The following is a 9247-nucleotide window of genomic DNA, read 5'->3' as shown; positions in this document are numbered from 1 at the left end:
ACAGCATCCTTCGCCAGCGGAATCGCCGGCTGCGCACCCGGCTTCAAGCAAGCGAGCGAGCCTGCCGCCGCGGCGCGCGTGAGCGCCTGTTCGAGCGGGAGGGCGGACGACAGGCCGGCGCCGAAATAGCCGCAAAAGGTGTCGCCGGCGCCGACCGTGTCGACCGGAGTTATCTTCAGTGCCGGGACGGTGAGGAAATGGTCGGGAGTGGCGGCCAGCACGCCGTCGCCGCCGAGCGTCACGACGATGGCGCGGCCTGTCTTTTGAGCATAGTCGCGCATCCGCGCCTCCCGGTCGTGGCCGGTGAGCGCCAGCGCCTCGCCATAGAGGTCGAACTCGGTCTCGTTGGCGACGGCGTAGTCGGCCTTGCCGAGAAAGCCCGCCGCCTCGGGGCGGAAAGGCGCGGTGTTGAGCACGCTGACGGCACCCGCCGCGCGGGTTGCATCGAGCGCCGCTTCGACCGTGGGCAGCGGGATCTCGTGCTGCAAAAGCACGACATCGCCCTTCTTCAGATACGCCTTCGCGATGTCGCCGGGCAGTACAGAATCGTTAGCGCCCGGCACGACGGCGATCACATTCTCGCCGTCGGCGCCGACCAGGATGAGCGCTGTGCCGGTGGAGGCGAAGCTCTCGCCGACGCCGGAAAGATCGACACCGCCGGCCTTCAGCAGCGCCAGCGCTTCGGCGGCAAAGCTGTCCTTGCCGACGGCGCCGACCATGCGCACCTCAGCGCCTGCGCGGGCCGCGGCCAGCGCCTGGTTGGCGCCTTTGCCGCCGGGAGCGGTGGCAAAGCCGGAGCCGCGGACCGTCTCGCCGGGTTCAGGCAAACGGTCGACATTGGCGATCAGGTCGAGGTTGATCGAGCCCACGATGATGATCAAGAAAGGTCTCCTGCACGAGCGGGCGAGCCTTCGATCGAAGGCCGATGCCGCAAGTCCTTGCATTTACGCAGTTGCTTGCGCGGAGGCTAGCCGCAAAGACCGTCTATTGCCAGATCAAGCCGGTTGTGCGCCGCACCGGCCCACAGCATCATTCGCAGCGCACCGTCACCGTGCCCTGGTAGTTGCCGGCCGGGAAGATGCCCGGCGATTTCGTGGCCGTGAGATCGACCTGGATGGTGTGAGTGCCGTTGGTCACCCGCTGCGGCGAACTGCCCGGGATGTCCGAGCCTGAGCCATCGAGGCGGAAGACGGTGGCGAAGGTGACGTCGGTGTCGCCGCCGCTCGGCGCGGACGTGAAGGCAATCGGCGCCGGTGCCGAGACGGAATAGCAGTCGAGCAGGTTGAGGATCGTGCATAGCGTCGCATTCGCGGTGATGGTGGCGCCGGCGCTCGACCCGCCCGCCTGCCTGGAGCCGAAGATATTGATGGCGGGGTTCGATTTCATCGTTCCCGAGGCGCTGATCATGATGGTGCAAGTGCCGATGATCGCCGCCGAAGCCGGGAGCGAGTAGCTTGCAAGCGCAGCCACCGCGGCGATCAGCGCGCGGCTATTTCTTTTTCTTTTTCTTGTCATTGCCGGTTGTGCCTCTGATGCTCCAGCCCTCGTTAGCCCATCCAGTCGATGCGGCAGCGGAGGCGGTCGCGGGATTGGGAGCAGCCACGCTTCCCGTCTGGCCGTCGGCGCCGAGACCCATCTTGAGCAGATTCAATTCGAGCTGCAGGCGCTCGACCTCGAGTTCGTAGAGGCGGCTGCAATCCACGCGCTTCGGCGTCCGCCCGATCGGGACCACCACGCGGCCGTAAGTGGCGAGGTCGCTGTTCGACTGGCTGTTGCTGTTGCCGCGGATGACGCCGACGTCCAGATAGGCGCCGCTGCCGGAAACGGCCGAGCGGCAGGTCGTGCCGTCGGAAGCATGAACCTCGTCCTGGCCCTGGGGCAGGGTGACGCCGGGCAAGGTGAAGCCCGTCTGCAAGCGTCAGAACCTGCGATGCCCGAAGAACTTTCCGCATATCTGTGCCCTTAGCAAATGCGGCTCAATACAGAGGTATCATCCGTTTATCGTGGTTAATTTAGCGTTAAACAAGATAACGACTGCAAACAATTCAAAAATACAACCGGCGAAACCTGAGGTTGCCTCCGGTTGCATTTCCCGATATTTCGGATGTATTGTTCCGATTATACTTACCTATATTCAGATCCACGGTTTTTCGCAATGGCGCGCGGAAAAAACGAGGTTTCAGGACGCCATTTGTCCCGCCTCCCAGCCGAGGATGGCGCGCTTGCGTGTCAGGCCCCAGTGATAGCCGGTGAGCGCGCCGGACTTGCCCAGCGCGCGATGGCAGGGCACCACGAAGGACATGGGGTTGGCGCCCACCGCGGCACCCACGGCCCGGCTGGCGCTCGGCGCGCCGATGCTTGCCGCGATCGAGGAATAGGTGCAGGCCCTGCCCATCGGAATGCGCAGCAGCGCCTCCCAGACGCGCAGCTGGAAGTCGGTACCGATCATCACCACGCGCAGAGGCTGGTCCGCACGCCATTTGGTCGGATCGAAGACGCGCGCGGCATAGGGCTGGGTGGCCGACATGTCCTCGACGTAAGCTGCGTTCGGCCAGCGGCCGGACATATCGGCGAAGGCAGCCCGCTCGCCGCCGGCGTCGCAGAAGGCCAGGCCGGCCAGCCCGCGATCGGTGACCATGATCAACGCAATGCCGAAGGGCGAGATATGATAGCCGTAGCGGATGGTCAGGCCGGCGCCACGGGTCTTGTAGTCGCCGGGTGACATCGCTTCGTGCGTGACGAAGAGATCGTGCAGCCGGCCGGGGCCCGACATGCCGAGCTCGAACGAGGTTTCGAGCAGCGGCATGCCGGAATCAAGCAGCCTGCGCGCATGGTCGAGCGTCACCGCCTGCAGAAAGGCCTTGGGCGACAGGCCGGCCCAGCGCGTGAACAGTTTCTGCAGGCCCGTCGGCGTCTCGCCGACCGCCTCGGCCAGAACCTCCAGCGAGGGCTGGTCGCGATAGTCGAGGCTGATCTTCTCGATGGCGCGGCGCACGATTTCGTAGTCGCTGCCCACGGGCGTGATGTCGTTCTGCAGGATCGCTGACGGTTCCATCCGGGTATTCATGGTCATCTGGGCGTTCATGGCAATATCTCCCATGGCTATCTGCTCGGCCGCGAATATCGGTCTTCCCGCGCATTGCCACCACCCGAAACTTGCCTTCCTCCGGCCCCTACCCAGATCGAGCAGGCTTCGAGCCGAAGGGCGATGACGGCCGGCGAAAAGATAGATTTGACCGGGGTAAGGCAGACCTTGCTGATGACGCTCTACGGCGAGGCGCCGGAGCGCCGTGCCAGTTCAACGCGCCCTGGCGGTCGCCAGTGCGCGCGAAAAGGCAGCAGCAAAGCTTTCGCGGGAACCGGGATCCAGGAAAGACCCGATCGAAACGCTTTCGCCTTGCGCCTCGACGGCCATGTTGGTGATGCCGATCTCGGCATGGCGGGCGATCGAAAAGCGGGCCCAGAACGGGTTGAAGCGATGATCCTCGAAGCGGCCCGACGGCGCCGTTTTGCGGATGTCAAGCCTGGTGCGCGAGACCGATATTTCCTCACGGGCGCGGGCCGCCCGGTAATTGACGCGAAAGGCGATGTAGACGGCGACCACGTCCAGCCCCAAGAAGCCGAAGACCGGCCATGCGCCATGTGCCAGGAAGATCGCGCCGGTGATCGCCCAGCCGAACATCAGCGCGCCCATCAATATCAGAAAGCCGGTCCGACCGAGGGAGCGATGCGGCGTCAGCAGGGCCTGGAAGAATGGCTTGTCGGCTTCGAACGAGGCGTTTGTGTCGCTCATAGGGAAATATTATAGGAAGGGAATGGCGCCGCCCAAGTCCAAAAAATCCTTCCCCGTCAAAAAGCCGTCGGCCTCCGCCTCAGGCGGCAGTGCAAAAGCAAAGACGCCCTCCCGGAAGGGCGGGCTGCGCTCGCTTTACACGCCCGCCGAGGTGCATGAGATCTTCCGGCGTTTTTCCGTGCAGCGGCCCGAGCCGAAGGGCGAGCTCGACTATGTCAATCCCTTCACGCTGCTGATCGCGGTGGTGCTGTCGGCGCAGGCGACCGATGCCGGCGTCAACAAGGCAACGAAGCCGCTGTTTTCGGTCGCCGATACACCGCAGAAGATGCTGGCGCTCGGTGAGGCCAAGGTCGGCGACTACATCCGCACCATAGGCCTGTGGCGCAACAAGGCAAAGAACGTGGTCGCGCTCTCGAAGGCACTGATCGACGACTATGCCGGCAACGTGCCCGAAGATCGGGACGAGCTGGTCAAGCTGCCGGGCGTGGGACGCAAGACCGCCAATGTCGTGCTCAACGTCGCCTTCGGCCAGCACACGATGGCGGTGGACACGCATATCTTTCGCATCGGCAATCGTATTGGATTGGCGCCCGGCAAAACGCCCGAACAGGTTGAGCAGGGGCTCTTAAAAGTCATCCCCGCCGAATACATGCGGCACGCCCATCACTGGCTGATCCTGCATGGCCGCTATGTCTGCAAGGCGCGCAAGCCCGACTGCCCGGTCTGTGTCATCGCCGATATCTGCAAGTCAAAGGAAAAGACCACCGACCTGCCGGCGCCGCTGATCGAGCTCGCGCCGCTCGACGAAACTGAGGACCGAGCTATTGGTGTCAGCTAGGCAGAGTGTAGCGGATAGCGCCAGCCGACGGCGCCTCGGCCCAAACGCCGAATTAGTTCTCCTCCACAAACACCTCTTCACGCTTCTTCTTGACCGCGGGCAGGAAGACGATGACGAGCACGGCGAGCGCGATGAAGAGCAGGCTGGCGCTGATCGGTCTCGTCACGAAGGTGCTCGGGTCGCCGCGCGACAGAATCATGGCGCGACGCAAGTTTTCCTCAAGCAACGGGCCGAGCACGAAGCCGAGCAGCAGTGGCGCGGGTTCGCAGCGCAGCTTGGTCAGGAGGTAGCCGAGCAATCCAAAGAAGGCGACGGCGTAGAGGTCGTAAACATTGGTGTTGACGCTGTAGACGCCGATCGAGCAGAACGCCATGATGATCGGAAACAGCACGTAATAGGGGATCGTAAGGAGCTTCACCCAAAGCCCTATCAGCGGCAGGTTGAGGATGATCAGCATCAGGTTGCCGATCCACATTGAGGCGATGATGCCCCAAAACAGCTCCGGCTGTTCGGTCGCGACATTGGGGCCGGGCACGATGCCCTGGATGATCATCGCGCCGATCATCAGCGCCATTACCGGATTGGCCGGAATGCCAAGCGTCAGCATGGGAATGAAGGAGGTCTGCGCGCCGGCATTGTTGGCCGATTCCGGCCCGGCGACCCCTTCGATGGCGCCCTTGCCGAACTCCCCCGGGTTTTTCGATACGCGCTTTTCGACCGTGTAGGAGGCAAAGGCTGCAAGGATCGCGCCGCCTCCCGGCAGGATGCCGAGCGCCGAACCAATGATCGTTCCGCGCATGATAGGCGCGGCCATGCGCCGAAAATCCTCGCCGGTGGGCATGAGGCCGGAGACTCTTCGGATCAGCACGGAGCGCTCATGCTCGTTCTCGAGGTTGCGCAGGATCTCGGCGACGCCGAAGACGCCGACCGCTACCGCGACGAAATTCAGCCCGTCGGCATATTGCGTGATGCCGAGCGTGAAGCGCGGCGTGCCGGTATAGATGTCGGTTCCGACAATGCCGAGCAGCAGGCCGAGCACAACCATGGCTAGCGCCTTGACTATCGAGCCGTGGGCGAGCGCGACGGACGAGACGAGGCCGACGACCATCAGCGAAAAGTACTCGGCCGCGCCGAATTCCAGCGCCATCGCCGTCAGCGGCGGAGCAAAGATGGCGACCAGGAAGGTCGACACCGTGCCGGCAAAGAACGAGCCTATCGCCGCGATCGCGAGTGCCGCCCCGGCGCGGCCGTTCTTGGCCATCTGGTAGCCGTCGATTGCGGTGACGGCTGACGAGGATTCGCCGGGCATATTGATGAGAATGGCGGTGGTGGAGCCGCCATATTGCGCGCCGTAATAGATGCCGGCGAGCATGATGAGAGAGGAAACCGGGTCGCCTATCTGGAACGTAATCGGCAAGAGCATGGCGATGGTTGCGGTGGCGCCGATGCCGGGCAGGACGCCGATCAGCGTGCCGAGAAGGACGCCGATCAGACAGAAACCGAGATTTGTCAGCGATGTCGCCGTCGAAAAGCCGAGCACCAAGTTGGCGAGGAGCTCCATGGTCGTCTCCTCACAATGGCAGCCACGGGCCAAAGCGTCGGAACGGCAGGCCGAGTGCGTAGCTGAAGACGAGTGAGGCAAACAGCGTCAGGCCGGCCGATAACACGAGCGCGGTCAGCGGTTTCATGCGGGCGCTGGCAAAGGATGCGATCAGCGCCGTCAGGAAGATCGACGGGATGAAGCCGAGGCCGCGCACCGTCAGGCCGAAGAAGATCGGAGCGGGGAGGATGAGCAGCATGCCGCGCCACGCAATGTGGCCGATCGCCTCGCTCTCGAAGCGCACTGCCTGGACGAGGATGATAACGCCGAGCAGGAGCAGCACAATCGCCAGGACCAGCGGGAAATAGCCCGGTCCCATGCGGAAGGCGGTGCCGATTTCGAGGCCGAGCGACTGCAGCGCGAAAAATGCGCCGAAGGCGATGAACAGCGCGGCGCATATGCCGTTGGTCGTGTCGATTGCGAAGGGCTTCATCACGTTCCTCTCAGGTGCGCACCCCGGGCGCGCCGTTGCAACGCAAAACGGGCCGAAGCAAAAACGGGGCGCCGATCGCGCCCCGTCCAAAACCTCAGTCGGCGTACTGGCCGGCGGCTTCGATGATCGGCTTCCAGCGCCCGATCTCGCTTTCAAGCTTGGCCTTCAGCGCCGCCGGTGTCGCGTCGGCTTCGGGCGACGGCTTGGTGCCGAGTTCGGCGAAGCGGGCGGCGACGTTCTGATCCTTCAGCGCGACCTGCAGCGATTTCGACAGGCGTCCGGTGATCTCGGCCGGCGTACCCTTTGGTGCGTAGAGGCCGTGCCAGATGCTGACCTGCACCTCGGGAAGGCCGCCTTCCGTCGTCGTCGGGACGTCCGGCAGCACATCGAGGCGTTCCGGCGAGGTGACGGCATAGGCCTTGATCGTGCCGCCCTGGATCTGCTTGGTGGTGTTGGTCGTCTGGTCGCACATCATGTCGACCTGGCCGCCAAGAAGATCGGTCATGGCCGGGCCGGTGCCCTTGTAGGGCACGGTGACCAGCGGCGTACCGATGGCGCTCATGAACAGCATGCCGCACAAATGCGAGGCCGCACCGATCCCGGCATTGGCGACGGTGACAGTGTCCTTGTTGGCCTTGGCGTACTCGACCAGTCCCTTCAGATCGGTCGGCTCAAGGTCCTTGCGGCCGACGACGGTCATTGGCACCTCGGTGACGAGGCCGACATATTCGAAGGCGTTGAGCGTGTCGTATGCGAGCTTTCTGTACAGCGTCGCGCTGGTCGCCATGCCGATGTGGTGGAGGAGCAGCGTATAACCGTCCGGGTCAGCCTTCGCGACGCGCCCCGCGCCCAGTGTGCCGCCGGCACCGCCGACATTTTCGACGATGACCTGCTGGCCGAGATCCTTCGACATGGCTTCGGCGATGAGGCGTGTGACCGTGTCGGTCGGGCCGCCGGCCGCAAACGGCACCACAACGGTGATGGTGCGTTCCGGATAGGTCTGCGCGCCCGCGGCGAACGGATAAAGCGTGACGGCCGCTGCGGCAGCCAGAGCGGCAACAAATTTTCTCATTGTGACTTCCTCCCAGAGTATGAACCTCCAGCCACCGCGCGAAATTCCTCTCGGCGACGGCTGTGGATGCAATAGCAACTAGTGCAGGCTAGCAGATTGCAATCGGACTCAAACGGCAAACCGCGATTATCTACAAATCACCCGCAAGATGGATGGAAAAGATCTGGGTCGGATGATGGATCGCGGGATGTCGACATCTGACGACGGTACGTTGGCGGATGCCGGTTGCTGCCCGATCCCTGCTCTTCCTCGGTTCTATTCTAATAACCGTAGCCGCGCGCCATCGCCGCCGCAAAGACCGGGATGAGCAGGAAGATGAAGCCCTCGGCGCGGACATAGTTCTTCACCGAGGCGAGCTCCGCCGCCGGAACCGAGAAGGATGGATTGCCGCTCGCCTGCCTGCTCCAGGAGATGAAGCGCACGGTCGGGATGATCGACAGCAGGCCGATGATGATGAAGGCCATCATCTTTGCCCAGAACACCCAGTTGAAGACGTAGAACTCCCAGCCTTTCAGGCCGAAGAACACCCGGCAGATGCCGATGATGACGATCAGCGCGGCGATGATGCCGTAGTGGCGGTCGATGCCGACAACGCGCTTGAGCGTCGTCGCCCCCAACTCGCCGCGCACCAGCACGAACTCGGCGCCAATGATGCCGGCCAGCGAGAACACCAGAAGATGATGGGCGATCGCCAGCAGAAGGTCGGTGGTGTCCATTATCTTTCCTCGTTTTCAGACGGCGCCGCGATATCGCTGAATCAGCTTCGTCCCAAGACTAGCATCGCCTGTCGAGAATCCCACACGCCGAAATGTCAGCCGGTCAATGACCGCGCTCATCTACTTGCGTCGCTGGAGGATGCCCCGGGCGATCCTGGCCCTTGTTCGAACGTGCAGGTTTGCTAAGCGCTGCCGCTCAAAGGAGAGGACTGCGATGAGCGTTGCAAGGGAAGCCGGGGTGCCGATCCTCGAGACGGCGCGGACCATCCTGCGGCCGCACCGGCTCGACGATTTCGAGACCTATGTCGCGATGTGGGCGGACCCGGGGGTCACCCGCTTCATCGGCGGCAAGCCGCGCACCCGCGAGGAAAGCTGGATGCGTTTCCTGCGCCATGCCGGGCTGTGGTCGCTGCTTGGCTATGGGTTCTGGGCGATCGAGGACAAGGCGACTGGCCGCTTCCTCGGCGAGGCCGGCTTCCATGATCTGAAGCGCGAGATCGAGCCCTCGATCGAAGGCGTGCCGGAAGCCGGCTGGGCTTTAGCTTCGGGTGCGCATGGCCAGGGGCTTGCAAGCGAAGTCGTCGGGCGCATCGTCGCCTGGGGTGACGAGGCGTTCGGGCGAGCCAGAACCGTCTGCATCATCGATCCCGAAAATGGCGCCTCGCTCAAGGTCGCAGATAAGAACGGCTATCGCGAAATCCTGCGGACCACCTATCACGACAAGCCGACGATCCTGCTGGAGCGGTGGGCCGGAGAGGCAACAGCCTAGAGGGCAATGCCGGGTTCGTCCGCCTC

11 protein-coding genes are annotated in these 9247 nt (G+C 63.6%); 2 read left to right on the top strand and 9 right to left on the bottom strand.

All coding sequences use genetic code 11. The features are described from left to right. The 5 genes from EOA49_RS05565 to EOA49_RS05545 form a co-directional block, all read right to left on the bottom strand. A partial coding sequence (locus EOA49_RS05565; protein ID WP_164749196.1) for a ribokinase occupies nt 1-881 on the bottom strand: 881 nt, incomplete at its 3' end. Nucleotides 882-1029: 148 nt separating this feature from the next. Next, nucleotides 1030-1515 (bottom strand): hypothetical protein, encoded by a 486-nt coding sequence (locus EOA49_RS05560; protein ID WP_127239702.1) that lies wholly within the window; start codon nt 1513-1515, stop codon nt 1030-1032. After that, nucleotides 1490-1915 carry a hypothetical protein gene (locus EOA49_RS05555; RefSeq protein ID WP_164746660.1) on the bottom strand — a complete coding sequence of 142 codons (426 nt, stop codon included), beginning with the start codon at nt 1913-1915 and terminating at the stop codon, nt 1490-1492. The genes EOA49_RS05560 and EOA49_RS05555 overlap by 26 nt, the downstream gene beginning before the upstream one ends. A gap of 264 nt (nt 1916-2179) precedes the next feature. Beyond that, nucleotides 2180-3085, bottom strand: coding sequence for a methylated-DNA--[protein]-cysteine S-methyltransferase (locus EOA49_RS05550; protein WP_164746661.1), 906 nt, complete (start codon nt 3083-3085; stop codon nt 2180-2182). A gap of 213 nt (nt 3086-3298) precedes the next feature. Beyond that, nucleotides 3299-3793, bottom strand: a complete 495-nt coding sequence (locus tag EOA49_RS05545; RefSeq protein ID WP_095800560.1) for a DUF2244 domain-containing protein — start codon at nt 3791-3793, stop codon at nt 3299-3301. A gap of 22 nt (nt 3794-3815) precedes the next feature. On the opposite strand from EOA49_RS05545, the gene nth reads away from it, so the two are divergent. Then, nucleotides 3816-4631: an endonuclease III gene (gene nth / locus EOA49_RS05540; RefSeq protein ID WP_127239703.1), complete on the top strand. Its 816-nt coding sequence runs from the start codon at nt 3816-3818 to the stop codon at nt 4629-4631. Nucleotides 4632-4683: 52 nt separating this feature from the next. Here nth and EOA49_RS05535 read toward each other — a convergent pair whose 3' ends face one another. The 4 genes from EOA49_RS05535 to EOA49_RS05520 form a co-directional block, all read right to left on the bottom strand. After that, nucleotides 4684-6192 (bottom strand): tripartite tricarboxylate transporter permease, encoded by a 1509-nt coding sequence (locus EOA49_RS05535; protein ID WP_127239704.1) that lies wholly within the window; start codon nt 6190-6192, stop codon nt 4684-4686. 10 nt (nt 6193-6202) lie between these two features. Next, nucleotides 6203-6664 (bottom strand): tripartite tricarboxylate transporter TctB family protein, encoded by a 462-nt coding sequence (locus tag EOA49_RS05530; RefSeq protein WP_067004012.1) that lies wholly within the window; start codon nt 6662-6664, stop codon nt 6203-6205. 94 nt (nt 6665-6758) lie between these two features. After that, nucleotides 6759-7736 carry a tripartite tricarboxylate transporter substrate-binding protein gene (locus EOA49_RS05525; protein WP_095778744.1) on the bottom strand — a complete coding sequence of 326 codons (978 nt, stop codon included), beginning with the start codon at nt 7734-7736 and terminating at the stop codon, nt 6759-6761. Nucleotides 7737-7996: 260 nt separating this feature from the next. Continuing rightward, on the bottom strand, nt 7997-8452 hold the full coding sequence (locus tag EOA49_RS05520; protein WP_127239705.1) for a DUF2214 family protein: 456 nt from the start codon (nt 8450-8452) through the stop codon (nt 7997-7999). A gap of 214 nt (nt 8453-8666) precedes the next feature. Here EOA49_RS05520 and EOA49_RS05515 point away from each other — a divergent pair, with 214 nt between their 5' ends. Then, nucleotides 8667-9221, top strand: coding sequence for a GNAT family N-acetyltransferase (locus EOA49_RS05515; protein WP_127239706.1), 555 nt, complete (start codon nt 8667-8669; stop codon nt 9219-9221). Nucleotides 9222-9247: the final 26 nt, after the last annotated feature.

Origin of the sequence: Mesorhizobium sp. M1A.F.Ca.IN.020.04.1.1 (genome assembly GCF_003997315.1) — a bacterium.
GTDB lineage: Bacteria > Pseudomonadota > Alphaproteobacteria > Rhizobiales > Rhizobiaceae > Mesorhizobium.
The sequence above is the reverse complement of the archived record's forward strand: the minus strand, read 5'-3'. Positions and strand labels throughout refer to the sequence as shown.

What these genes read in the sequence shown, in the direction of transcription:
- EOA49_RS05560 (WP_127239702.1), bottom strand. Translation starts at nt 1,515, where the DNA reads ATGACAAGAAAAAGAAAAAGAAATAGCCGCGCGCTGATCGCCGCGGTG.
- EOA49_RS05550 (WP_164746661.1), bottom strand. Translation starts at nt 3,085, where the DNA reads ATGAACGCCCAGATGACCATGAATACCCGGATGGAACCGTCAGCGATC.
- EOA49_RS05545 (WP_095800560.1), bottom strand. Translation starts at nt 3,793, where the DNA reads ATGAGCGACACAAACGCCTCGTTCGAAGCCGACAAGCCATTCTTCCAG.
- nth (WP_127239703.1), top strand. Translation starts at nt 3,816, where the DNA reads ATGGCGCCGCCCAAGTCCAAAAAATCCTTCCCCGTCAAAAAGCCGTCG.
- EOA49_RS05535 (WP_127239704.1), bottom strand. Translation starts at nt 6,192, where the DNA reads ATGGAGCTCCTCGCCAACTTGGTGCTCGGCTTTTCGACGGCGACATCG.
- EOA49_RS05530 (WP_067004012.1), bottom strand. Translation starts at nt 6,664, where the DNA reads ATGAAGCCCTTCGCAATCGACACGACCAACGGCATATGCGCCGCGCTG.
- EOA49_RS05525 (WP_095778744.1), bottom strand. Translation starts at nt 7,736, where the DNA reads ATGAGAAAATTTGTTGCCGCTCTGGCTGCCGCAGCGGCCGTCACGCTT.
- EOA49_RS05520 (WP_127239705.1), bottom strand. Translation starts at nt 8,452, where the DNA reads ATGGACACCACCGACCTTCTGCTGGCGATCGCCCATCATCTTCTGGTG.
- EOA49_RS05515 (WP_127239706.1), top strand. Translation starts at nt 8,667, where the DNA reads ATGAGCGTTGCAAGGGAAGCCGGGGTGCCGATCCTCGAGACGGCGCGG.